This is a genomic window from Alcaligenes sp. HNGD-HTN06 (genome assembly GCF_049932565.1).
Lineage (GTDB): Bacteria > Pseudomonadota > Gammaproteobacteria > Burkholderiales > Burkholderiaceae_B > Alcaligenes > Alcaligenes ammonioxydans.
Window position 1 is genome coordinate 1,190,304 of the sequence record NZ_CP187782.1, and the last position, 22,641, is coordinate 1,212,944.

At 58.8% G+C, this 22,641-nt stretch carries 22 protein-coding genes; 19 read left to right on the forward strand and 3 right to left on the reverse strand.

From position 1 onward, the window contains the following. The first annotated feature begins 26 nt into the window (after positions 1 to 26). From cheA to flhF, 10 genes are all read left to right on the forward strand, one after another. Complete coding sequence (gene cheA, locus ACOZ42_RS05420) at positions 27 to 2,129, forward strand: chemotaxis protein CheA (protein WP_003804710.1); 2,103 nt, start codon at positions 27 to 29, stop codon at positions 2,127 to 2,129. Positions 2,130 to 2,145: 16 nt separating this feature from the next. Beyond that, positions 2,146 to 2,646 carry a chemotaxis protein CheW gene (locus ACOZ42_RS05425; protein WP_003804708.1) on the forward strand — a complete coding sequence of 167 codons (501 nt, stop codon included), beginning with the start codon at positions 2,146 to 2,148 and terminating at the stop codon, positions 2,644 to 2,646. A 126-nt stretch (positions 2,647 to 2,772) separates the two neighbouring features. Then, the gene (locus ACOZ42_RS05430; RefSeq protein WP_003804706.1) at positions 2,773 to 4,509 is read left to right on the forward strand and encodes a methyl-accepting chemotaxis protein; all 1,737 of its coding nucleotides are present in this window, start codon (positions 2,773 to 2,775) and stop codon (positions 4,507 to 4,509) included. Positions 4,510 to 4,513: 4 nt separating this feature from the next. Next, positions 4,514 to 5,356: a CheR family methyltransferase gene (locus ACOZ42_RS05435; RefSeq protein WP_230406275.1), complete on the forward strand. Its 843-nt coding sequence runs from the start codon at positions 4,514 to 4,516 to the stop codon at positions 5,354 to 5,356. Positions 5,357 to 5,420: 64 nt separating this feature from the next. Beyond that, positions 5,421 to 6,479: a protein-glutamate methylesterase/protein-glutamine glutaminase gene (locus ACOZ42_RS05440; RefSeq protein ID WP_003804702.1), complete on the forward strand. Its 1,059-nt coding sequence runs from the start codon at positions 5,421 to 5,423 to the stop codon at positions 6,477 to 6,479. Between the two features lie 44 nt (positions 6,480 to 6,523). Then, a complete protein-coding gene (gene cheY / locus ACOZ42_RS05445) occupies positions 6,524 to 6,913 on the forward strand; it encodes a chemotaxis response regulator CheY (RefSeq protein ID WP_003804700.1) in 390 nt (129 codons plus the stop codon). A gap of 13 nt (positions 6,914 to 6,926) precedes the next feature. Then, on the forward strand, positions 6,927 to 7,568 hold the full coding sequence (gene cheZ / locus ACOZ42_RS05450; protein WP_003804698.1) for a protein phosphatase CheZ: 642 nt from the start codon (positions 6,927 to 6,929) through the stop codon (positions 7,566 to 7,568). Positions 7,569 to 7,783: 215 nt separating this feature from the next. After that, complete coding sequence (flhB, locus tag ACOZ42_RS05455) at positions 7,784 to 8,935, forward strand: flagellar biosynthesis protein FlhB (protein ID WP_426345630.1); 1,152 nt, start codon at positions 7,784 to 7,786, stop codon at positions 8,933 to 8,935. A gap of 5 nt (positions 8,936 to 8,940) precedes the next feature. Next, positions 8,941 to 11,052: a flagellar biosynthesis protein FlhA gene (gene flhA, locus ACOZ42_RS05460; protein WP_336579682.1), complete on the forward strand. Its 2,112-nt coding sequence runs from the start codon at positions 8,941 to 8,943 to the stop codon at positions 11,050 to 11,052. Then, on the forward strand, positions 11,049 to 13,397 hold the full coding sequence (gene flhF, locus ACOZ42_RS05465; protein WP_301607044.1) for a flagellar biosynthesis protein FlhF: 2,349 nt from the start codon (positions 11,049 to 11,051) through the stop codon (positions 13,395 to 13,397). Before flhA ends, flhF begins: the two co-directional genes overlap by 4 nt. 250 nt (positions 13,398 to 13,647) lie before the next feature. On the opposite strand, the gene ACOZ42_RS05470 is transcribed toward flhF, so the two are convergent. The 3 genes from ACOZ42_RS05470 to flgA all read right to left on the reverse strand — a co-directional run bounded on the left by ACOZ42_RS05470 (position 13,648) and on the right by flgA (position 15,136). Further along, entirely contained in the window at positions 13,648 to 14,097 is a 450-nt protein-coding gene (locus ACOZ42_RS05470; protein WP_426345631.1) for a flagella synthesis protein FlgN, read from the reverse strand. 16 nt (positions 14,098 to 14,113) lie between these two features. After that, on the reverse strand, positions 14,114 to 14,401 hold the full coding sequence (flgM, locus tag ACOZ42_RS05475; protein ID WP_426345632.1) for a flagellar biosynthesis anti-sigma factor FlgM: 288 nt from the start codon (positions 14,399 to 14,401) through the stop codon (positions 14,114 to 14,116). Positions 14,402 to 14,485: 84 nt separating this feature from the next. Continuing rightward, positions 14,486 to 15,136 (reverse strand): flagellar basal body P-ring formation chaperone FlgA, encoded by a 651-nt coding sequence (gene flgA, locus ACOZ42_RS05480; RefSeq protein WP_003804687.1) that lies wholly within the window; start codon positions 15,134 to 15,136, stop codon positions 14,486 to 14,488. 228 nt (positions 15,137 to 15,364) lie between these two features. On the opposite strand from flgA, the gene flgB reads away from it, so the two are divergent. From flgB to flgJ, 9 genes are read left to right on the forward strand one after another with little or no spacing between them, the layout of a single operon-like run. Continuing rightward, positions 15,365 to 15,781, forward strand: a complete 417-nt coding sequence (gene flgB, locus ACOZ42_RS05485) for a flagellar basal body rod protein FlgB (RefSeq protein ID WP_003804685.1) — start codon at positions 15,365 to 15,367, stop codon at positions 15,779 to 15,781. A 12-nt stretch (positions 15,782 to 15,793) separates the two neighbouring features. Beyond that, positions 15,794 to 16,198 carry a flagellar basal body rod protein FlgC gene (gene flgC / locus ACOZ42_RS05490; protein ID WP_003804683.1) on the forward strand — a complete coding sequence of 135 codons (405 nt, stop codon included), beginning with the start codon at positions 15,794 to 15,796 and terminating at the stop codon, positions 16,196 to 16,198. A 23-nt stretch (positions 16,199 to 16,221) separates the two neighbouring features. Further along, a complete protein-coding gene (locus ACOZ42_RS05495) occupies positions 16,222 to 16,914 on the forward strand; it encodes a flagellar hook capping FlgD N-terminal domain-containing protein (protein ID WP_219235856.1) in 693 nt (230 codons plus the stop codon). Positions 16,915 to 16,968: 54 nt separating this feature from the next. After that, positions 16,969 to 18,201 carry a flagellar hook protein FlgE gene (gene flgE / locus ACOZ42_RS05500; protein ID WP_003804679.1) on the forward strand — a complete coding sequence of 411 codons (1,233 nt, stop codon included), beginning with the start codon at positions 16,969 to 16,971 and terminating at the stop codon, positions 18,199 to 18,201. Positions 18,202 to 18,209: 8 nt separating this feature from the next. Beyond that, positions 18,210 to 18,959 carry a flagellar basal-body rod protein FlgF gene (gene flgF / locus ACOZ42_RS05505; protein WP_131071437.1) on the forward strand — a complete coding sequence of 250 codons (750 nt, stop codon included), beginning with the start codon at positions 18,210 to 18,212 and terminating at the stop codon, positions 18,957 to 18,959. Between the two features lie 44 nt (positions 18,960 to 19,003). After that, on the forward strand, positions 19,004 to 19,789 hold the full coding sequence (gene flgG, locus ACOZ42_RS05510) for a flagellar basal-body rod protein FlgG (RefSeq protein WP_003804676.1): 786 nt from the start codon (positions 19,004 to 19,006) through the stop codon (positions 19,787 to 19,789). 19 nt (positions 19,790 to 19,808) lie between these two features. Further along, positions 19,809 to 20,495 (forward strand): flagellar basal body L-ring protein FlgH, encoded by a 687-nt coding sequence (locus ACOZ42_RS05515; RefSeq protein ID WP_003804673.1) that lies wholly within the window; start codon positions 19,809 to 19,811, stop codon positions 20,493 to 20,495. Positions 20,496 to 20,521: 26 nt separating this feature from the next. Then, entirely contained in the window at positions 20,522 to 21,652 is a 1,131-nt protein-coding gene (locus ACOZ42_RS05520; protein WP_080585005.1) for a flagellar basal body P-ring protein FlgI, read from the forward strand. Continuing rightward, positions 21,652 to 22,617, forward strand: a complete 966-nt coding sequence (gene flgJ, locus ACOZ42_RS05525) for a flagellar assembly peptidoglycan hydrolase FlgJ (protein WP_003804669.1) — start codon at positions 21,652 to 21,654, stop codon at positions 22,615 to 22,617. Before ACOZ42_RS05520 ends, flgJ begins: the two co-directional genes overlap by 1 nt. The last annotated feature ends 24 nt before the right edge of the window (positions 22,618 to 22,641 follow it).

Consider the following 22,641-nt stretch of genomic DNA (forward strand, 5'->3'; position numbering starts at 1 on the left):
AAGCCATAACCAAGAAGGAAGTGTTCATGAGCTCCGGCGTGGATCTGAGTCAGTTTTACGAAACCTTTTTCGATGAAGCCGATGAGTTGCTGGCGGACATGGAGCGCTTGCTGCTGGAGCTGGATCTGGATGAGCCAGATCGTGACCAGCTCAATGCCATCTTTCGGGCCGCGCACTCCATCAAGGGTGGGGCGGGCACGTTTGGCTGTTTCGGTCAGTTGGCTGAGACGACTCATTTACTCGAAAATCTGCTCGATCTGGTCCGTAATGGCGAGATGCAATTGCGCAAGGACATGATTGACCTCTTTCTGGAAACCAAGGACGTGCTAACCGGACAAGTCAATGCCTACCGCGAGGAACAGGAGCCTGACGAGGAAGCCTACACTCGCATCTGCGCGCAGTTAAGGCAACTGGCCCTGGAACAAAAGGGCATTCTGGCAACGGACACGAAAGGCGCAGAAGCGATTTTGCAAGCTGAAGCCGAAGCAGAGCCCGAGCCGGAACCGGCCGCCAATACGGAAGGCTTGCCGCTGTGGGTGTCCATGGGGCCGGTCTCGGATAAGGATGCCGAGGCCTTGCAACAGGAAATGGAGTTGATGGGCACCATCGTCCATCAAACTCGCGAAGGTGATCGCCTGGATATCTGGGTGGAAACCACGGGTTCGGCTGACGATATCCTGGCCGTGTGCTGCTTTATTCTGAATGCCGATCAGGTGTCGGTAAAACCGGCCGCCGCGCCTGGGCAAGCGGTGACGTCTGCGTCCACTGCGGCACCCGCCGTGGTTCCCGCGGCTGCAGTGGTTGTCGAGCCTGCAGCCCCCGCTGTCGCGCCGGCCGCTCCGGCGCCCGCAGCGGCTCCGGTTGCCGCTGAGCCTGAGAAAACGGCAACGACGGTTCCTGCTGCTCCCAAAGCGGCCGACAAACCCGCCAAGGCGGCAGCACCCAAGGAGTCCGGCACCATTCGTGTGGGCGTGGAGAAGGTCGACCAGATCATCAATCTGGTGGGCGAACTGGTCATCACGCAAGCCATGTTGGTGCAGACGGCCTCTACGCTGGACCCGGTGGTGCACGACCGCTTGCTCAACGGCATCGAGCAGCTCGAGCGCAATGCGCGTGATCTGCAAGAGTCGGTCATGTCCATTCGCATGATGCCCATGGACTATGTGTTCAGCCGCTTTCCGCGCGTGGTGCGTGAAAGTGCCGCACGCATGAACAAGAAGATTCGTCTGGTCACCAAGGGGCAGGCCACCGAGCTGGACAAGAGCCTGATCGAACGCATTATCGACCCGCTGACTCACCTGGTGCGCAATAGTATCGACCACGGCATTGAAATGCCCGAGGATCGGCTGGCAGCGGGCAAGGAAGAAGAGGGCGTGCTGACCTTGTCAGCCCAGCATCAGGGTGGCCACATCATTATTGAAGTGGTGGATGATGGTGCCGGCCTGAACCGCGAACGTATTCTGAAGAAAGCCATGTCCTCGGGCCTGCCGGTAACCGAGAGCATGCCGGACGACGAAGTCTGGCAACTGATCTTTGCCCCCGGTTTTTCCACCGCCGACAAGGTTACGGAAATTTCCGGGCGTGGCGTAGGCATGGACGTGGTGCGACGCAATATTCAAAGCATGGGTGGCCATGTGCAGCTGTACTCGCGTGCGGGCAAGGGAACGACCACCCGTATTGTTCTGCCGCTGACGCTGGCGATTCTGGACGGCATGTCGGTACAGGTGGGCAATGAAGTGTTCATCCTGCCGCTGGCTCATGTAACCGAATCCATGCAGCCTACTGAAGAGCAGTTGCGCCGCGTAACCGATACCGATCACGTCATGTTTGTGCGTGGCGAGTATCTGCCCCTGATTTCCTTGCGTGACATCTTCTCGGTTGAGGGGGCCGAGACCGATGTGACGCGCGCGATTGCCGTTATCTTGCAGGCTGAAGACATGCGCTTTGCCTTGCTGGTCGATCACCTGATCGGGCAGCATCAAGTCGTGGTCAAGAACCTGGAAGCCAACTATAGAAAAATTCCGGGTATTTCCGCTGCCACCATTTTGGGCGATGGCAGCGTAGCCCTGATTGTTGATGTTTTTGCCTTGCAACGTCTGGCGCGGGACCCCGCCTCGACGTGGGCCTGATTATTCGGAGATCTTTATGTCCAACGACTTTACTTCCCACTCCGAAGCTGCCGAGGCTGGCGGCAAGGAGTATCTGGTATTTACTCTGGGCGACCAGGAATACGGCATCGATATTCTGAAAGTTCAGGAAATACGCGGCTACGACTCTCAGACCGTAACGCGTATTGCCAACGTGCCCAACTTCATCAAGGGTGTCACCAATCTGCGCGGTGTGATTGTGCCTATCGCCGACTTGCGGGTGCGCTTTAACATGGAGCGGGTGGAGTACGACCACCAGACCGTGGTGGTGATTCTGAATCTGCACGACCGCGTAGCAGGTGTGGTGGTGGATGGGGTCTCGGACGTGCTGGTTTTGCAGTCGTCCCAGATCAGTGCCGCCCCCAGCTTTGGCACAGCTTTCTCGACCGAGTACCTGACCGGGATCGGCACGCTGGGTGAACGCATGCTGATTTTGGTGGATATTGAAAAACTCATGACCAGCGAAGAGATGGCACTGGTCGATAGCGCGGTGGCCTGATCACCCGAGTCTGCAAAGACTTGCAAAGCGGGGCCTGTTGAGCAGGTCCTTCAAGGATTGTTCGGGTCGGGGGAGGCGTCACAAGCGCCTCTGATGTTCTGATCTACTCTAGACAAGGTGCTTGCGATGCTGGATGGATTACGTTTGGCCAATCTGAAGGTGCGGACCAGTCTGATTCTGGTACTGGTGTTTTTTCTGGCAATGCTGGTGGCGGGCGCGGCTTTGGGGATTTTGTCCCTGCGTGCCAATAACGGTGCGCTGCAAAGCATCGTGGTCAACCAGCGGGTAGGCTCGGCCATGTATCAGGCGATCGAGCACTACAAAGAGACCCAAACCCTGATTGGACGAGCGGCCATCAGCTATGTGGTCAGCAACGATCTGCAAAACCAGGACCTGATGGCCGAGTGGAGCGATGCGGCGCCTGAAACCTCAGCGATCAGTTCGGCAACCCGTGATGCGCTGGAGGCGACACGCAAGCAGTTCGAGCGTGCCCAGGAAGCGTTTTTTGAGTATCAGGGCGTGGCCACGCAGCTGGAAGGCACCAATGACTACTATCAGCGTGTAGATGCGGCATTCATGTCGCTGATGCAAGGCGGGGTGCTGCCTTTGATTGCCTATCTGGAGCAGGGCGATATTGCGGGTTTTCGCAGTTATGTCGCCACGACCACCAAGTTCCTGGAAGAAGATCTGTACAGCGCCTTGAACTCCTTGCAAGAGGCTCAGCAGCGCTCGATTGATACCCAGTACCAGAAAGAGAACGAGCAATACAACCTGGTAATCCGTCTGGTCGGACTGGCCATGGTGCTGTGTCTGTTTATTTCCCTGGCGGTGTATGTGTTCTTGAATCGCATGGTGCTGCGTCCCCTGCGTCAGGCTGGGGAACATTTTGACCGGATTGCCAGTGGTGACCTGACTCAGCGTGTAGAGGTCAAGTCCACCAATGAGATCGGCGTGCTCTACGATGCGGTCCGCCGTATGCAAAACAGCCTGCAGTCGATGGTGCAGACCGTGCGCCAGGGGGTGGAGGAGATTACCTTTGGCTCACATGAGATTTATGTGGGCAATACGGATCTGAGCAGTCGCACGGAAGAGCAGGCTGCCTCCTTGCAGGAGACGGCGGCCAGCATGGAGCAGTTGGCCAGTACGGTTCGCCAGAACTCCGATAATGCCCAGCAGGCCGACAAGGTTGCCAAGAACGCATCGGAAGTGGCGCTGCGTGGCGGTCAGGCGGTCTCTACCGTGGTGCAGACCATGGAGGATCTGTCTGCCAGTTCGGGGCAGATCGCGCAGATCGTGAACGTGATTGACGGCATTGCTTTCCAGACCAATATCCTGGCCTTGAACGCTGCCGTGGAAGCAGCGCGCGCCGGCGAGCAGGGCAAGGGTTTTGCCGTGGTGGCCGGGGAAGTGCGTAGCTTGGCGCAGCGCAGTGCGCAGGCCGCCCGCGAGATCAAGGGTTTGATCGAGCAGTCGCTGGCCAAGGTCAAGGAAGGGACCCGCCAGGTGGATGAGGCGGGCAAGGTGGTGATGGAAGTGGTCAGTTCGGTACAGAGCGTGACCACCATCATGGCAGAAATTTCTTCCGCCTCGAACGAGCAGTCCGAGGGGATTGAGCAGGTAAACCGGGCGGTTGCACAAATGGATGTGGTTGTGCAGCAAAACGCGGCTCTGGTGGAGCAGGCGAGCGCAGCGGCCGGGTCTTTGCAGGATCAGGCCACCCGTCTGTCCGATGCGGTGTCGGCGTTCAAGGTGAGCGCGCACGACATTATTGATGATCCGTTTGAGTCGTCCGGACCGGAGCGTTTGCGTTCCACCGAGCGTCTGTCGACGGGGCCTTTTAGCGGGACCTTGGCCAGCCTGTAGCGATATGAGCACATCTGTGGAACCTTTTGTTTATACATTGCCCTCGATCCCGCAAGCCTCGAGGGCCGACTGTGAGCGAGCCGCGCGCTTGCTCAAGTCGTATGCGGGCATCATCTTAGGTACCCACAAAGAAGACATGGTGGCCCGCACGTTGGGCATGCGCAGCCAAGGTGCGGGGTTGCGGGAAGTGCGTCAGTACCTGGACGTTCTGGAGCAGGACACGCACAGCCAGGAATGGCAGGATTTTGTTAACGCTTTCACCATCAATCACACTGCGTTTTTTCGCGAGCAGCATCACTTCGATATTCTGGGCAAATTTGTCAGCACACGCGGCAAGCCGCTGGATATCTGGTGCAGTGCGGCCTCGACCGGCGAGGAGGCATATTCGATTGCCATGACTGTGCGCGAGCACTGCCCCTCGCCTGATGTCAACGTGTCCATCCTGGCCAGCGATATTGACTCGGCTGCCCTGGACAAGGCCCGGCAGGGGGTCTACACCCTGGAGCGCATCCAGCCTGTGCCCGATCTCTGGTTGCCCCGCTATTTTCAGCGCGGCGTGGGCGCGCGCAAAGGGCTGGCACGGGTTAAGCCCGTGTTGCGCAACATGGTGGAGTTCGAGGAGTTCAACCTGGTGGGGCCAACCTGGCCCTCGTCCAGTCGTTTTGATGTGATCTTCTGTCGAAACACCATGATTTATTTTGATCGGGATGACCAGACGCGCATTCTGGAGCGATTTGCCGCCGTGACCAAACCGGGCGGCCTGCTGTTTGTCGGGCATTCGGAGAATTTCTCTTACCTGACCAAGGCATTTCGCCTGCTTGGTCAGACGGTATATGTCCGCAATTAGGGCCTGACCGCCTCTTGCCAAGCGCCAGGCTCTGTCGGCGCTTGAAATCGGGATTATGAGTAGCATGAAGAAAATTCGAGTTTTGTGTGTAGACGATTCCGCCCTGGTGCGCAGCCTGATGGTGGAAATTATCAACAGTCATGCGGATATGGAAGTGGTGGCGGTAGCCCCGGACCCGCTGGTGGCGCGCGAGCTGATCAAAGAACACAATCCAGATGTCCTGACGCTGGATGTGGAGATGCCTCGCATGGACGGCCTGGATTTTCTGGAGCGCCTGATGCGCTTGCGTCCGATGCCGGTCGTGATGGTCTCTTCGCTGACCGAGCGCAATTCGGATGTCACCTTGCGTGCACTGGAGCTGGGCGCCGTGGACTTTGTGACCAAGCCCAAGCTGGGCCTGCGCGATGGCCTGCTCGATTACTCGGACCTGATTGCCGACAAGATCCGTGCGGCCTCCATTGCCCGTCCGCGCCGTGCTGTTCCGGCCGTGCCAGGCGCGGCCCCGGCGCGCCGCCTGACGCATAATTTTTCAACGACTGAAAAACTGATCATGATTGGCGCCTCCACGGGTGGCACGGAAGCCATCCGCCAAGTGCTTGAGCCCTTGCCGGCCAATTGTCCGGCCATCATGATTACCCAACATATGCCTGCCGGTTTCACACGCTCGTTTGTGAACCGACTCGATGGCTTGTGCTCCATGCAGGTACATGAGGCTGAGGACGGTCAACGCGTGCTGCCCGGCCACGTGTATCTGGCGCCAGGCGGGGTCGCTCACATGAAGCTGGCCCGTTCAGGGGCCAATTATGTGGTCAAGCTGGTCGATAGCGAACCGGTCAATCGTCATCGGCCTTCAGTCGATGTCCTGTTTCACTCTGCCGCCGAGCTGGCCGGACGCAATGCCGTGGGGGTGATTCTGACCGGCATGGGCAAGGATGGCGCACAAGGCCTGCTGGCCATGAGACAGGCAGGAGCCTTGACCTTTGCCCAGGATGAGGCAACCAGTGTGGTCTTTGGCATGCCGCGTGAAGCCTTGCAAATTGGCGCAACGGATATCGCCTTGCCGTTGGGGCAGATCAGCGAACGAATTCTAGCCAGTGTGGGGGCCTTTGGGCACCGTGTATAAACGGGCCTGAACGCACTGGCATGCTACTCATTTGGAGAATGTAAATGGTACAAAAAAATATAAAGATTCTCGTCGTCGATGACTTTCCTACCATGCGCCGGATCATCAAGAACCTGCTCAAGGATCTGGGATACGAGAATGTGGATGAAGCTGAAGATGGCCAGATGGGCCTGGAGAAATTGCGTAATGGCAATTTTGAGTTTGTGGTCTCGGACTGGAACATGCCCAATCTGGACGGGCTGGAGATGCTCAAACAGATTCGCGCTGATGCCAACCTGGCTTCGTTGCCGGTGCTCATGGTGACGGCTGAAGCCAAGAAAGAAAACATTATTGCCGCCGCCCAGGCAGGGGCCAATGGCTATGTGGTCAAACCCTTTACCGCCGCAACGCTGGAAGAGAAGCTGAACAAGATCTTCGAGAAAATGGGCGGTTAATACGGAGTACGTCATGGACCCACAGCAAACACCGACTCATCCTGATTCCCAAAGCGTACCGGTTGATCTGGTCTACCGCATCGCCAATCTGACCCGCCTGCTGCGGGAAAGCATGCGCGAACTGGGTCTGGATCAAGCCATCAAAGATGCCGCGCACGCGATTCCGGATGCCCGCGATCGTCTGCACTATGTGGCTCGCATGACCGAGCAAGCCGCCAACCGGGTGCTCAATGCTGCCGAGCAGGTGCGTCCTTTGCAAGAGTCTTTGCAAGCCGACGCCCAGGCGCTCGATGTGGAATGGGAACAATGGTTTGAGCAGCCCCTGGACCAGGATCAGGCCCGCGAGCTGGTCAAGCGCACGCGTGGCTTTTTGCGCGATGTGCCCGTCAAGGCCCAGCAGACCCAGGACAACCTGCTGGAGATCATCATGGCCCAGGATTTTCAGGATCTGACCGGGCAGGTGATCACGCGCATGCTGGGCGTGGTCGGCACCATCGAGACCGAGCTGGTCCAGGTGCTGGTCGACAATGTGCCCACGGAAAAACGCGAAGAAACTCAAAGCCTTATCAATGGTCCAGTGGTCTCGCCGGTGGCCTCGGAAGTGGTCACCAGCCAGGATCAGGTGGACGATTTGCTGGCCAATCTGGGCTTTTGAACCTGTCCCTTCGAGACGGCTTGTGTCGACATTAAAAAGGCGCTGCGCACTGCAGCGCCTTTTTGCTTGTGGGGAACAGCCTGCTTTTATCGGGCTTTCTCCGCGCTATCAGAGCGGCGGTGCTCTTTTAGAATGACCCCGCGACCTGTAGTGCGAGCGCGACATTTGTGCTGGGCGCCTGATTCATTCCTTCAATTCCTGCGTCTTGGCAGTCCATGGCAGAAGACAGCGATCTCGAAAAAACAGAACCGGCCTCGCCCCGGCGCCTGGAAAAGGCGCGGGAAGAAGGGCAGGTGGCCCGTTCCAGAGAGCTGACCACGTTTTTGATGCTGCTGGCCGGCATTGGTGGAATCTGGGTTGGGGCTGCGTATCTGTATGAAACCTTCGGCGGTATCGTGCGGCGCAGCGTCTGGTTCGATCCCCGTGTCGCCCATGACCCCAATGCCATGGTGGTCCAGGCGGCGGGGCTGGCTGGCGAAGCACTCAAGGGGCTGGCGCCCTTGTTTGCACTGCTGGTGCTTGTCGCGATACTGGCCTCCATTGCACTGGGTGGGATGAGTTTTAGCGGCAAGGCGCTGCAACCCAAGTTCGAGCGCATGAATCCGGCCAAGGGCATCAAGCGCATGTTTTCCATGCAAACGGTGATTGAACTGATCAAGACCCTGGCCAAAGCGGGTCTGGTCGGCTCCGTGGCGGTCTATGTCATCTGGACCGAGCGCGAGCAGATGACAGCACTGATGTATGTGCATCCCACAGCGGCCATCGCCACGGGAATGACCTTGATCATCAAGTGTTGCGCCCTGATTGCCGCCAGCCTGCTGGTGATTGTGTTGATTGACGCGCCCTGGCAGCTGTTTAGCTTTTATAAGAAGCTGCGCATGTCGCGTCAGGACGTAAAGGAAGAACATAAGGAAAGTGAGGGCGATCCGCATGTCAAAGGGCGCATCCGGCAGCAGCAGCGGTCCATGGCGCGTTCGCGCATGATGTCCCAGGTGCCGGGCGCCGATGTGGTGGTCACCAACCCCACGCATTATGCGGTCGCGCTGAAGTACCAGGATGGCAAAGGTGGCGCGCCACGCGTGGTGGCCAAAGGAACGGGCCTGATCGCCGCCAAGATTCGCGGGCTGGCGGCAGAGCATAAGGTGGCGATGCTGGAAGCACCCGCGCTGGCGCGAGCCTTGTATTTCAATGTTGAGCTGGAGCGTGAGATTCCTGTGGGCCTGTACTCGGCGGTGGCCGAGGTGCTGGCCTGGGTCTATCAGCTTCGTAACTGGAACAGGGGGCAGGGCGAACGTCCGATCATGCCCACCCGACTGAACGTGCCCACGGGCATGGATGAAGGTCCACTGCGTTCGCGCAAACATTAAAAGCAATGAACAATTTTTTTGCCTTATTGAAACAAAACGGGGGACAACACGCCCGGCTTCTCGCCGGCCCGGTGCTGATTCTCATGGTGATGGCCATGATGATTCTGCCCTTGCCGCCGTTTCTGCTGGACCTGCTGTTTACCTTTAATATCGCCCTGGCCGTCATGATCTTGCTGGTGGCCATGTTCACCAAAAAGCCCTTGGATTTTGCGGCTTTTCCGGCGGTGCTGCTGTTTGCCACCTTGTTGCGTCTGGCCCTGAACGTGGCCTCCACGCGGGTGGTGCTGATGAACGGTCATAAAGGACCGGATGCGGCGGGGCAGGTGATTGAGGCTTTTGGTCACTTTCTGGTCGGCGGCAATTTTGCCGTGGGTCTGATCGTGTTCGTGATTCTGGTCATCATCAACTTTGTGGTGATTACCAAGGGTGCGGGCCGTATTGCCGAAGTGGGAGCCCGCTTTACCCTGGATGCCCTGCCGGGCAAGCAAATGGCCATTGATGCGGATCTGAATGCCGGTCTGATTGGCGAGGAAGATGCGCGACGTCGCCGGGCGGAAGTCTCGCAGGAGGCCGAGTTCTACGGTTCCATGGACGGTGCGAGCAAGTTTGTGCGCGGTGATGCGGTGGCCGGTCTGCTGATCATGGTCATCAACGTCATCGGCGGTCTGATTATCGGCGTGCTGCAGCACGGCCTGTCTTTCTCGGAAGCCGGCCATGTGTATACCTTGCTCACCATTGGTGACGGGCTGGTCGCGCAGATTCCCGCCCTGATTATCTCCACAGCGGCCGGGGTCGTGGTCTCGCGGGTGGCCACTGATGAGGATGTGGGCCAGCAGATGGTCAACCAGCTTTTCCGCAATCCCATGGTGCTGTATATCACTGCCGGGATTCTGGGCTTGATGGGTTTGATTCCCGGCATGCCCAATCTGGTGTTTCTGTTGTTGGCGGCCATTCTGGGAGCGGGGGCCTGGCTGATGCAGAAACATCAGGCAGAACAGGCACAGCAGACCAGTGAACCCAATGATGAGGTCTTGGCGGCAGCCGATTCAGCGGCCAGCGAAGCCAGCTGGAATGATGTGTCCATGGTCGACCCCTTGGGGCTGGAAGTGGGCTATCGCCTGATCTCGCTGGTGGACCACGCTCAAAATGGCGAGTTGCTGCACCGTATCCGCAGTTTGCGTAAGAAGTTTGCGCAGGAAGTGGGCTTTTTGCCGCCCGTCGTTCATATCCGGGACAACCTCGAACTCAAGCCCAATGATTACCGCATTTTGTTGGCCGGTGTGGAGATCGGGCGCGGTACCGCCACGCCGGGCCAGTGGCTGGCCATCGATCCTGGCGGTGTCACCATGAAGCTGCCGGGCACCCCGACCAGCGATCCGGCCTTTGGTCTGCCCGCTGTGTGGGTTGACGTGAGTATGCGTGAACAGGCCCAGATTGCGGGCTATACCGTGGTCGATGCCAGCACGGTGATTGCCACGCACATCAATCATTTACTGCATCGCCACGGGGCTGAATTGCTGGGCCGTCAGGAAGTGCAGCAACTGCTCGACCATGTGGGGCGCGAGGCTCCCAAGCTGGTCGAGGATTTTGTGCCCCAGACCCTGTCTCTTAGCCTTTTGCTCAAGGTCTTGCGAGGTCTGCTCGCGGAAGATGTGCCGATTCGCGATATGCGCAGCATTGTGGAGACTTTGGCCGAACATGCGCCGCGCATTCTGGCTCCCGGTGCCGTCCAGCCCGGGCAAGAGGCAGGCGAGCTTCTGGCCGTTTTGCGGGTGGCACTTGGCCGGGCCATCGTACAACAGTGGTTCCCCGGCGAGGGCGAACTGCGCGTGATTGGCTTGGATGCGCGTCTGGAGCGTGTCATGACGCAGGCCTTGACCAGCAGCGGCGCTCTGGAGCCCGGTCTGGCCGAGTCGGTGCTGACCGATACCATGCGGGCCGCCCAGTTCCAGGAAGAGCATGGCGACCCACCCGTGCTGGTTGTGCCGCCCATTTTGCGGGCGACCCTGTCTCGTTTCCTGCGTCACCACATTCCCCAGTTGGGTGTCTTGTCTAACGCTGAAATTCCTGAAGAACGCATCCTTCGGGTCACCACCATTATTGGTCAGTCTGAATGAATATAAGTCGCTTTTTTGGCAGTACCAGTCGTGAGGCCATGCGTCAGGTGCGCCTTGCTTTAGGTCCGGATGCATTGATTGTGTCCAACCGTCGAGTCAATGGCGGGGTGGAAATTCTGGCCACGGATTCCAGCTCGGTTCCCGGTGCTACGGCCGAGCGTGCGCCCATGCCCACGGGCACGGCGCATCAGGCAGCGGGCATACGTCAGCAGGACATGGCTGCGCCACCGGCTGCCGACAATGTGATGGGGGCAATCGGTGCGTTGCGCGGTGCCTTGGAAGGCCGGATGGATGATCTGGTCTGGAGCCATCAGATGCGCCGCTCTCCGGTTGCGGTCAATCTGTTCCAGAGCCTGTTGTCGCAGGGTTTTAGCACCGCGTTATTGCGCGCGCTGCTCAAGCGCCTGCCGCCCGAGCTGGGCGCGCGTGCTGCCTTGCAGTGGGTGCGTACCGAACTGGAAACCCATTTGCCCGTGTTGCGGGCTGAGGATTCCCTGTGGCAGCCGGGGCTGGCCCTGGCGCTGGTCGGTCCTACGGGGGTGGGCAAGACCACCACGCTGGCAAAGCTGGCGGCCCGCGCCGTACGTCGTTTCGGCCCGGATAAAGTGGTTTTGCTGACCACGGACACCTATCGGATTGGTGCTCATGAACAATTAAAGATTTATGGCGACCTCATGCGAGTGGCCGTACATATTGTTCAGGATGTGGCGCAGTTGCGCAGCGTGATGCTGGGCGTGCGGCCCGATCAGGTGATCCTGATCGACAATATGGGGATCAGCCAGCGGGATCGCTATGTGCGCGAACAGGCCGCTTTGCTGGCAGGTGCCGGTCGCCGCGTACAGCGCCTGCTGGTGCTTAACGCCGCCAGCCAGGGGGATACCTTGGATGAGGTGGCCCGCAGCTATACCCAGGACGGCGGCACGCCGTTGAGCGGCTGCATCATCTCCAAAGTGGATGAGGCCATCAAGCTGGGTGCTCCCCTGGATACAGCCATTCGTTTCAAATTGCCAATCCATTATGTGTCCAATGGCCAGAAAGTGCCCGAGGACTTGCGCTTTATGAGTGCGGGTGAACTGGTCGATTCTGCCTTGCAGGTTCGCGAAAGTCAGCGCCCTCTGTATGCGGCCAGCTCTGGCGACCTGGCCGCCTTGCTGGAAAGTGGCGGGCAGTCCGCTCAGGAGCATCAGGCCGAGGAAGAGCGCCGGGCGCGTGTCTTGCCGCGTCTTTTGTCTGCTGCCTCGGCGGGTGGCCCCGTCGGCCTGGAGCAGGCACGGCGTGCCGCCGCTGATCTGGACGAGCGATTGGCCTGCGCCGAAGCTTATGACTTTTGGCGTGACTTGCACGCCCCTCATGCTGCTGTGCAGGATGGGGCGGCTGCACAACGAGCCGAAGGCTTGATGCGCGCCGCGTGTCAGGAAGTGAGCGAATGCGATGTGTCTCGTTTGCTGGTGATCCACGCAGATCATCAGCCTGCAGGCAGTCAGGAGCAGTGTTCGTTCAGTTTCCTGTTCAGCCCCAAAGGTCAGGCTCTCAGCGTTCCCTACTATCAGCGTCAGACACCGTCACAGTGGTCGGATGTACGTGGGGTGCGCAGCATGGAACGGCCCAGTCCCACACAAGCGCTTAATCAGGCCATGCAGGTTTTGAACACCCAGGCCCAGCCTGTGAATCTGCTGCATATTTTTGAAGGCGGATCGCCCACCATGTGGCGTCAGTGGGCCGACATGCCTGCAGACTGGCTGGCGCTGATCCCCGGCGCGACCTCCCTGTGGCACAAGGACGGTAAAACCACGCCGAATGCCCTGAGCAAACAGTTGGCCTTTCATGCCATTCCCGATCTGGCTGCTCGCCTGCACCTTGAAACACTGGGCCGGGTCAGGCTCAGTGAAATCGCGCTGTGGTATGCCGTTGAGCCGGTGCAGTTGCGCCAGCGTCAGGGCGAGCCTGTTCATCTGGATCTAATTGTGCTGCGTACCGTACGTCGGCATGATGGCAAGGTGTTGAAGACCCGTTTTGCGCTCATGCATCAACATGCAGGTGCCGAGCCGATCGCTCCGGCCAGTCTGGCCTGCTACATGATGCTGCGTAGCGAAGTGCAGGAAATGGCACGCTTGTTCAACACCGTGCGCGGCATTTTGCCAGCCAGCCACTCTGAGTTTGAAGAAGAACTTCATCTGCTGGCAGCCGCCCAGTTAACGCTGGCCTGCTGGGACTTGCTGCAGGCCCCCGACAACCGTGGTGTGCGGCAACTGAGTGCCCGCCTGCTGGGCAAACCGGGGCTGAAGTCCAGTCAGTCGGTCGATGCGCTGGTGAAGATGCTGGTGTTGAAAGAAGCGATGAGTTAAGTCCAGCCGTCCAGCCCTGTGTAAAAGCCTGCCAAACGGCAGGTTTTTTTTATGTTTAGCGTCGTCGCAGATGGCCGGGCGCTCAGTTAGATGCGTTGTGATGATGCTCGGGCAGCTCGTTGCGCCGCCAGAGCGCATGATGCATGAGCAGTTCCTGCCTTGTGCAGGAAGCGCTGGCACACTGTAACTTGTCTTTGGGGGAGGTGGAGTTTGCCCTGACCGGACGTTCGCAGGCTGTCAGGGCGAGGTGTCAGACTTTCAGACTTAAAGAGGACTGCGTATTTTGCGTCTTGCCCGACGCATCGTAGAACGTATTGCGGCCCGTGAAGGCTTCTAGCGCATCCAGGTTTTGCTGGGTGTCGGCCAGAAAAGTATCAACCAAAATGCGATTGTTGTCGCTGGCGTTGCGCACTTTTTGGCTCAGCTCGATCAGTTGCTCCAGCTCGTGTTCCAGCTCGTCCTGTTCGGCAGCGTAGCGCAGGCCCTGATTGCTGTTTTCCAGTCCGCGTGCTTGCAGCAGCTGGGCGCGGCTCCGCTCCAGTTGCTCAATGCGTTCGAGCACCTGGTACTTGCTCAAGGTGATCTGGGCCAGTTCCTGAGGCTCAAAGCGACGCAGCAGCAAGGTATTTTCTTCGACCAGCAACTGCTCGAAATCCAGCAGGGCTTGGTGTTGATCGGCAAGGCAGGTTTGCAAAGGCATGGCCGTTTGGGGTGAGTTACTTGAGAAGATCGCGCACGGAGGCGATCAGGGAGTCGGCAATCCGGCTGGTGTCAATTTTGAGCTCGCCGGCGGCAATAGCCTGGCGCAAGGCCTGGACTTTTTTCATGTCCACATCGGCGCTGCTGTCTTGCAGCGAATTGAGCTGGCGGGCTGCGGCGCTGAAATCCACTTCGTTGGTGCTGGTGCTGTTGTATGCCTGGCGTGCACGACTGGGAGCCGTGCTGCGTTCTGCGGCAGAGGTTTCAGCAAGAGGTGTCTTGAGGGAGGAGGGGCTGATCTTCACGTTTTTCTCCGTGCGGCCTGTTCTTTGCGTTGATCTTGTAACGGCGCTCTGGACGCAAACTTTAGCATGCTCATCGGATTTCGTTCAGAGAATGACCTGGACCGTGGAGGCATCCAGGACAGTGGCCGAAATGATTTGCCCTGAACTGGCCTTGATCTGAATTTGGGTGCCCGGTGCTCCGCTTTGCAGAGCCTGACCCTCTCCACTGGCGACAAAGCCCATGCCGCGTGCAATGGTGCGAACCATTTGGCCGCGTGTTACCGATTGTGGATCGCGTAGCGCCGAGGCTCGTATCGCATTGCCCAACGGGATGCGCTGGCTGGCGACATAGCCGATGATCCGCTCCGGATCAATGACCACGCCATTGGCCAGCGCCAGCAAGTCCCCCTCGCGCTCGACCAGATCATCTTGCTGAATGGTCTCGCCTGGGTTGATACGCCGGCTGCTCACGTAATAGCTGCCCTGGATCGATAGCGTAGCGCCTATCGACGTGCTCCAGCTGTGCGGGCTCAGGCAGCGCACGCCCACGCTCATGCGCGAGCGCAGGCGTTGGCCGCTGGGCAGGAAGATCTGGTTTTGGGCGCAGGCCGGCATAGTGTCAAGGCGCGAGGTATCCAGCGTGATCGTGGCGACACCAGGATACATCTGCGCCTGTTTATGTAAAAACTCCTGCGCCTGCTCCTGCATGGCTTGCACACTGAGTACGTTGGCCGGCTCCTGGGCGCGCGCAGTCACGCTCGCCCCCAGGGCGAACAGACATACGCAAAGCAGGAGTCTATACAAGGTCATGGCTGAATTTTACGGGCTCAGCCGCCGGGTCAAGAGCTGAACTGGCCGATAAATTGCGTTTTGTTCCCGGGTTTGTGATGCCGTGCCTCTGGCTACCATTCTGTCATGTCGGTGAAAAGGCGTGCGCGCGTTCACTGTATTTTGAACTTGAACACAGAATATTGGCTTGACTCCATGATTGATCGCATCGGTGAGCACCTGAAGTTTTACCAGACGGCACTGGCTGTGCGCCAACAGCGCCAAGAGGTTCTGGCCTCCAATATTGCCAACGCCGACACGCCCAACTACAAGGCACGGGATATGGACTTTACGGCCACCCTGAAAGCTGCTTTAGGGGGGCAGGGCCAGATGGCATTGCCCAATACCAGCCTGTCCCTGACATCGGTCCGTCACATACCCGCCCAGGCCAGCCGTCCGCCCAGCACGGACGAGCTGCTCTACCGCGTCCCCGTACAACCATCTTTGGATGGCAATACGGTTGAGATGGACGTCGAGCGCATGCAGTTTGCCGATAACACCTTGCACTATCAAAGCACCATCAACCTGGCGTCCCAGCGTTTGAAAGGCTTGATGGCAGCCTTGCAACAGTAATAGCGAGTCTTCATGTCCAGTTTCAGTATTTTCCAGATTGCCGGCTCTGCCCTGACAGCGCAGTCCCAACGCATGAACGTGTCGGCCAGCAACCTGGCTAACGCCGACAGCGTGGTCGGGCCCGATGGTCAGCCATACAAGGCTCGCCAGGTCGTGTTTCAGATGACTCCGCAGGGCAACAGTCCTGTCGGTGGCGTGCAGGTGCTGGGGGTGCAGGAAAGCAATGCGCCGGGTCGATTGCAGTACGACCCCGGCAATCCCTATGCCGATGCCCAAGGTTATGTGACCTTGCCCAATGTGGATGTGGTGGCCGAGACCGTCAATATGCTGGCCGCGTCGCGCTCCTATCAGGCCAATGTAGAGGTGGTGAACACCTCCAAAAACCTGATGTTGCGCACCCTGACCATTGGCCAGTAAACCGGTTTACGCAAAGAGAGAGCATGAGCACAGTCACCAACGATCGCAGTGCCCTGGACCCCACCGCTGGGGCGATGGCCGGGATGGATGCCCGTAACAAAAGCGCCATGGCCGAAACGGAAGACCGTTTCCTGACCATGCTGATTACACAGCTGCGCAATCAGGACCCACTTAACCCCATGGACAATGCCCAGGTCACCAGCCAGATGGCACAAATGTCCACGGTGGCCGGGATTCAGCAATTGAACAATACCTTGCTGGCCGTGGCCGGACAGATGGATGTCAGCCAGTCCATGCAGGCTGCCAACCTGATTGGCAAGCAGGTGCTGGTGCCAGGTGCGAAAGTGTCCCTGGGCACGAGTCCGGACGGCGAGAAAGTTGCCATGCCTTTTGGGATTGACCTGGTCAGTGGCAGCAGTACCACCTTGGTGCATATCAAAGACAGCAGTGGCAAGGTGGTGCGCGAGTACGAGCTGGGGCCCAAAGAGGCCGGGGTGTATTCGCTGAGCTGGGATGGCCTGGACAACCAGGGCTCCCCGCTGGCCGACGGTTCCTACACCGTCAGTGTGTTGGCCAGCAATGATGGCACGGCGGTGACAGCCAGCCCATTGACGCACGGCAAGGTCGATAGTGTGGCTTATACCTCCAGCGGCCTGATGCTGGATCTGGGTCTGGCAGGTTCATTCTCCCTGCTGGATATACGCAAAATTATGTAAGCGTTGCTGGCCTCTTGAGCGCGCTGGGCCAACACGACATTAAAAGGAAATTTCATGAGCTTCGGACAAGGATTGAGCGGCCTGAACGCCGCCTCCCAGAACCTGGATTCTATCGGTAACAATATCGCCAACTCGGGAACGGTTGGCTATAAAGCGTCGAGTGTGCAGTTCGCGGACGTTTACGCGAACTCGCGCGTCGGTCTGGGCGTGCAAGTATCGCGCGTCAGCCAGCGCTTTTCGGTGGGTAACATCAGCTCCTCGGGCAATATGTTTGACATGGCCATTGACGGTGCCAATGGCCTGTTCCGTCTGGAGCAAAGCAACGGTGCCGTGCTGTTTTCGCGCAATGGCCAGTTCTATCCCGACAAGGCAGGCTATTTGGTGAATGCCCAGGGCCACTACCTGACTGGCTATGGCGTGGGCAGCAGCCAGCTTGAGCGCTTGCAGGTGCCATCGGCAAACGTGCCGCCCAAAGCCACGACGTCCCTGGATTTCAAGCCCAACCTGCCCGGTGGTGCCGAAGCAATTCCAGCCCAGGATGCCAATGGCAATCCCATCAATATCTTTGACCCCAAAGACAGCACCACCTACAGCGAATCGTTTAGCTACTCCGTTTACGACTCTCTGGGCAACAGTCACGAAATCTCTCAGTACTTTGTCAAGCGGCCTGCCAATGCGGGCGGTGAAAGTGTATGGGACGTGTACTACATGGAAGGCAGCACGCCTTTGTCGCCCGCCAAAGCGACACTGACTTTTAACGGTGCCGGGGTGCTGACCAGCCCGACCCCTGCAACGGTCAACCTGACCTTGGCCAACCCCGGCGGCAATGCCTCCCCGGCCGACGACCTGGTCTTTGATGTGCGCTATACCGGCACGACCCAGTTCGGTGGCGAGTTTGCCAAAGGCAAGCCTTACCAGGATGGCTACGCCACCGGTGAATACGCTGGCATGAACATCGACAAGGACGGCACCATGGTGGCGTCCTACACCAACGGCGTCACTCAACGTCTGGGTTCGCTGGTTCTGGCCGACTTTAGCAACTTGCAAGGCCTTAGCCCCGTGGGCGGCAACGCCTGGGCAGAGACCGGCGCGTCGGGTCAACCCATTCTAGGCCGTCCTGGCGAGAACGGGCTGGCCACGATCAAGGGTCAGGCCGTGGAAGACTCCAATGTGGACATGGGTCAGGAACTGGTCAATATGATCATTGCCCAGCGCACCTATCAGGCCAATGCCCAGACCATCAAGACACAGGATCAGGTTCTGCAAACCCTGGTCAACCTGCGTTAAGAGCTGTCATGGATCGCCTGATTTATACCGCCATGAATGGCGCTCAGCGCACGCTGGAGCAGCAAGACGTCATCACCAACAATCTGGCCAATGTGAACACGTCCGGTTTTCGCGAACAGCTCGCGTATTACCGCTCGGTGCCCGTTACCAGTGAGGACGGTGCGCAGACCCGTGTGGGTACCGCCACGGTGACGCCGGGCAGTCGTTTTCAACCGGGCACAATGGCCGAAACCGGCAATGCACTGGATGTGGCCATTGCAGGTCAGGGCTGGTTTGCCGTTCGTGCGCTTGATGGCCAGGAGGCCTATACCCGGGCAGGCGATCTGGTCGTCAATGCCCAGAACCAGTTGGTGACGCAGTCCGGTTTGCCCGTGCTGAGCGCCGACGGTCAGGCGATCGAGATTCCCGATCGGGGAACCGTCACTTTTTCCAGCGACGGTCAGTTGACTGCCCTGGGAGCTGGCGACAATCCGCGCGACATTCAGGTGATGGGGCAGTTGAAAATGGTCAACCCGCCCGCCGCCGACCTGTTGCGGGGCCAGGATGGTTTGTTTCGTATGAGCAGCGGTGCACCGGCTCCCGCGGACCCGTCGGTGCGGATGGTGTCGGGCTTTATTGAAAAAAGCAACGTGAACCCGGCTGAAGCGATGGTGGCCATGATTGCCAATGCCCGTCGTTTTGAAACCCAGATGAAGGTCATCCAGGACGCCGGCGTACGCGAGGACCGGGCCAACTCTCTACTTTCATTTAATGGCTAAGCCTCGCGCATGACGCGAGCGCTAGCTTCAAGGATTACACACACATGATTCGCTCTCTGTGGATTGCCAAGACCGGTCTGGAAGCCCAGCAGACCAATATGGATGTCATTTCCAATAACTTGGCCAACGTCAATACCACCGGTTTCAAACGTACCCGTGCGGTGTTTGAAGACCTGATGTACCAAACCCTTCGTCAGCCTGGTGCTCAGGTCGGCGCTGCCAACCAGTTGCCTACGGGTCTGCAGATCGGTACGGGCGTGCGCACGGTGGCCACGGAGCGTATCCATAGTCAGGGCGATATGAAGCACACCGGCCACAATATGGACATCGCCATTCAGGGCAGTGGGTTTTTGCAAGTGGAAATGCCGGATGGCACCTTCGCCTATACGCGTGACGGCAGTTTGCAACGCGATCAGAATGGTCAGCTGGTGACAGCCGGCGGCTACCCCATTCAGCCTCCCATCAATATCCCGGATAACGCCCTGGAACTGACCATTGGGCGCGACGGGACCGTGTCGGTTACTCAGCCCGGTGCCGCGGGCGCCAGTGTGGAGGTGGGGCAACTGCAACTGAGCACCTTCGTCAACCCGGCCGGTTTGCAAAGCATGGGCGAGAACTTGTACATCGAAACCGATGCGTCGGGGGCCGCAAACTTTCTGCAGCCAGGTATGGATGGCGCAGGGCTGGTCATGCACAAGTACAACGAAACGTCCAACGTCAACGTGGCCGAGGAGCTGGTCAATATGATCAGTGCCCAGCGTGCCTACGAAATCAATAGCAAGGCCGTGTCCACCGCTGACCAGATGCTGGCTCGTCTGACGCAGCTGTAAACCTGAAGAGATCGTGACAATGTTCCAAGCTCTGTTGAGCCGTCTTGCCCTGTGTGCGCTGCTTGTCTTGTCCGGTTGCGCGCTGGTGCCCCCTGAAGATGTGGTCACCGGCCCCTTGACCGCGGCTCCGCCTCCCGCCATTCCAGCGGCTGTGGTGGCAAATGGCTCCATCTACCAGCCCTCGGCGTATGGCAACTATCCGCTGTTTGAGGACAGACGGCCCCGCAATGTGGGCGATATTGTCACCATCATGATTCAGGAGCGCACCAACGCTGCCAAGAATGTGTCGACCAACACGGACCGTACCGGTAGCGGCGGCTTGGACTTTACGGGTGTCCCGGCTTTCCTGCCCAATGAAATAGGCAGCAAGCAGAACTTTGAGGTGTCCGGCTCGAACAAGGCACAAGGCAAGGGCTCCAGCCGCGCCGACAATACGTTCAGCGGCACCTTGACCACGACGGTGGTGGGCGTGCTGCCCAACGGCAACCTGCAGGTCGCCGGGGAGAAGCAGATCGCCATCAACCGGGGCAGTGAACACATCCGCTTTTCCGGCGTTGTGGACCCGCGCTCCATTACCGGCAGCAATACGGTGTCGTCCACGCAGGTGGCCGATGCCCGTATCGAGTTTCGTAGCAAAGGGGTGATGGACGAAGTCCAGACCATGGGTTGGCTACAGCGTTTTTTCCTGAATATTTCCCCGTTCTGAGCCTTTTGCTTGCTATGGCATTTTCCATGAGTCGTACTCCTTTCTCTTCTTACCGCGACATGCTGCGGGCAGCCATGCTGGCAGCAGGCCTGTTGCTGGCTCCGCTCAGTCAGGCCGAGCGAATCAAGGATCTGGCGTCCATCCAGGGGGTGCGCGACAATCCGCTGATCGGTTACGGTCTGGTGGTGGGTCTGGACGGCAGTGGCGACCAGGTTCGCCAAGCGCCGTTTACGCAGCAAAGTCTGACCAATATGCTGTCGCAACTGGGGGTGACTATTCCCCAGGGCAGCAATATGCAGCTCAAGAACGTGGCGGCTGTGATGGTGACAGCCCGCCTGCCCGCCTTTGCCCGTCCTGGCCAGTCTGTGGACGTGGTGGTGTCCTCCATGGGGAACGCCAAGAGTCTGCGCGGCGGCACCTTGCTGATGACGCCCTTGAAAGGTGCGAACGGTCAGGTGTACGCGATCGCACAGGGTAACTTGCTGGTAGGCGGCGCCGGTGCCGAAGCCGGCGGTTCCAGTGTCCAGGTCAACCAGTTAAATGGCGGCACGATTCCTGGCGGTGCCACGGTCGAGCAAAGCGTGCCCACAACGTATGCGCGGGACGGGGTGATCAATCTGGAGATGAACACCTCGGACTTTGGGACCGCCCAGAACGTGGTGGCTGCCCTGAACAAACAGTTCGGTCCGTCCACGGCCACGGCGCTGGATGGGCGCCTGATTCAGGTACGGGGTCCATTGGACCCCCAGGCCCAGACTGCTTTTATTTCCCATGTGGAAAACCTGCAAGTAAATCTGCCGCCAGCGCGCGCACGGGTGGTTATCAATGCGCGTACGGGTTCGGTGGTCATGAATCGTACCGTCACCATTGATGAGGCCGCGATTGCCTATGGCAACTTGTCGGTGGTCATCAGCCGTCAACCGCAGGTCAGCCAGCCCGATACCCCGTTCGGTGGCGGCCAGACGGTCGTGGCTGACAGCACGCAGATTGAAATGCGCAGTGACAGTGGTTCGCTGCAACGCGTAAAGACCAGTGCCAATCTGGCCGATGTGGTGCGGGCGCTCAATGCCTTGGGCGCTACCCCTCAAGATTTGTTGTCCATTTTGCAGAACCTGAAAAGCGCGGGCGCTTTGCGGGCAGATCTGGAGATCATCTAATGACGGTGCAGTACTTTCCTCGTCCAGGAACGGGAACGCAGGTTTCAATTTTTGACCCGCAACAGTTGGCTCAGCTGCGTCGGCAAGCCGGGCAGGACGATCAGAATCAAGCGACTCAACTGCAAGTGGCCCGTCAGTTCGAGTCCCTGTTTATCCAGAATATTTTGAAGCAGGCGCGAGCCGCCAATCCTGAAGGCGGCATGTTTGATACCCAGTCCGTGCGCATGGCGCAAAGCCTGGGCGATGAGCAGTTGGCCCTGCAGTTGGCTGACCCGGGCATCGGATTGGCCAAGGCCTTGCAGGCTCAGATGAGCGGGCAAGACAGCGAGCCCTTTGGCGCTGCGTCCTATGACCCGGAAACCGCGTCTTCGCGTCGTGCGGATTTGCGCTCGCGCATGCCCAATGACCGCTCCATTGATGCGGCTTCCATTGCCGAACTGATCGACAAGCTCAGCAATAACAGCACGGTGCAGCGCGTGTACTCTTCGATTCAGGGGGCGCCCAACCACATCCGTCAGTTTGTAGACCGCATGAATACCGCAGCCAAAGTGGCCGCAGAAGACAGTGGTGTCCCCGCCAAGCTGATCCTGAGTCAGGCGGCCTTGGAGTCGGGCTGGGGCAAACGTGAAATCATGCATGCCGACGGTTCCACCAGCCACAATTTGTTTGGGATCAAGGCCACCCCCTCCTGGAAAGGAAAAACGGTAGAGGTCATGACCACCGAATACCAAAACGGTGTGGCCCGGAAGATGACGCAAACCTTTCGTGCCTATGACTCTTATGCCGAGTCCTTTGCCGACTACGCGCGTCTGATCGGCAATAACAAGCGCTATGAAAGCGTCAAGCACGCCGCAACGCCGCAAGAGGCTGCGCAGCGTATTCAGGATGCAGGCTACGCCACGGATCCTTCTTACGCCAAAAAACTGATTGCCATCATGGCCTACTTTGATGGTGGCAAGTCTTAATTATTGTTACAGGTCTAAATAATG

Excerpts from the sequence above, each read along its gene's own strand:
- cheA (WP_003804710.1), top strand. The coding sequence starts at position 27 with ATGAGCTCCGGCGTGGATCTGAGTCAGTTTTACGAAACCTTTTTCGAT.
- ACOZ42_RS05425 (WP_003804708.1), top strand. The coding sequence starts at position 2,146 with ATGTCCAACGACTTTACTTCCCACTCCGAAGCTGCCGAGGCTGGCGGC.
- ACOZ42_RS05430 (WP_003804706.1), top strand. The coding sequence starts at position 2,773 with ATGCTGGATGGATTACGTTTGGCCAATCTGAAGGTGCGGACCAGTCTG.
- ACOZ42_RS05435 (WP_230406275.1), top strand. The coding sequence starts at position 4,514 with ATGAGCACATCTGTGGAACCTTTTGTTTATACATTGCCCTCGATCCCG.
- ACOZ42_RS05440 (WP_003804702.1), top strand. The coding sequence starts at position 5,421 with ATGAAGAAAATTCGAGTTTTGTGTGTAGACGATTCCGCCCTGGTGCGC.
- cheY (WP_003804700.1), top strand. The coding sequence starts at position 6,524 with ATGGTACAAAAAAATATAAAGATTCTCGTCGTCGATGACTTTCCTACC.
- cheZ (WP_003804698.1), top strand. The coding sequence starts at position 6,927 with ATGGACCCACAGCAAACACCGACTCATCCTGATTCCCAAAGCGTACCG.
- flhB (WP_426345630.1), top strand. The coding sequence starts at position 7,784 with ATGGCAGAAGACAGCGATCTCGAAAAAACAGAACCGGCCTCGCCCCGG.
- flhA (WP_336579682.1), top strand. The coding sequence starts at position 8,941 with ATGAACAATTTTTTTGCCTTATTGAAACAAAACGGGGGACAACACGCC.
- flhF (WP_301607044.1), top strand. The coding sequence starts at position 11,049 with ATGAATATAAGTCGCTTTTTTGGCAGTACCAGTCGTGAGGCCATGCGT.
- ACOZ42_RS05470 (WP_426345631.1), bottom strand. The coding sequence starts at position 14,097 with ATGCCTTTGCAAACCTGCCTTGCCGATCAACACCAAGCCCTGCTGGAT.
- flgB (WP_003804685.1), top strand. The coding sequence starts at position 15,365 with ATGATTGATCGCATCGGTGAGCACCTGAAGTTTTACCAGACGGCACTG.
- flgC (WP_003804683.1), top strand. The coding sequence starts at position 15,794 with ATGTCCAGTTTCAGTATTTTCCAGATTGCCGGCTCTGCCCTGACAGCG.
- ACOZ42_RS05495 (WP_219235856.1), top strand. The coding sequence starts at position 16,222 with ATGAGCACAGTCACCAACGATCGCAGTGCCCTGGACCCCACCGCTGGG.
- flgE (WP_003804679.1), top strand. The coding sequence starts at position 16,969 with ATGAGCTTCGGACAAGGATTGAGCGGCCTGAACGCCGCCTCCCAGAAC.
- flgF (WP_131071437.1), top strand. The coding sequence starts at position 18,210 with ATGGATCGCCTGATTTATACCGCCATGAATGGCGCTCAGCGCACGCTG.
- flgG (WP_003804676.1), top strand. The coding sequence starts at position 19,004 with ATGATTCGCTCTCTGTGGATTGCCAAGACCGGTCTGGAAGCCCAGCAG.
- ACOZ42_RS05515 (WP_003804673.1), top strand. The coding sequence starts at position 19,809 with ATGTTCCAAGCTCTGTTGAGCCGTCTTGCCCTGTGTGCGCTGCTTGTC.
- ACOZ42_RS05520 (WP_080585005.1), top strand. The coding sequence starts at position 20,522 with ATGAGTCGTACTCCTTTCTCTTCTTACCGCGACATGCTGCGGGCAGCC.
- flgJ (WP_003804669.1), top strand. The coding sequence starts at position 21,652 with ATGACGGTGCAGTACTTTCCTCGTCCAGGAACGGGAACGCAGGTTTCA.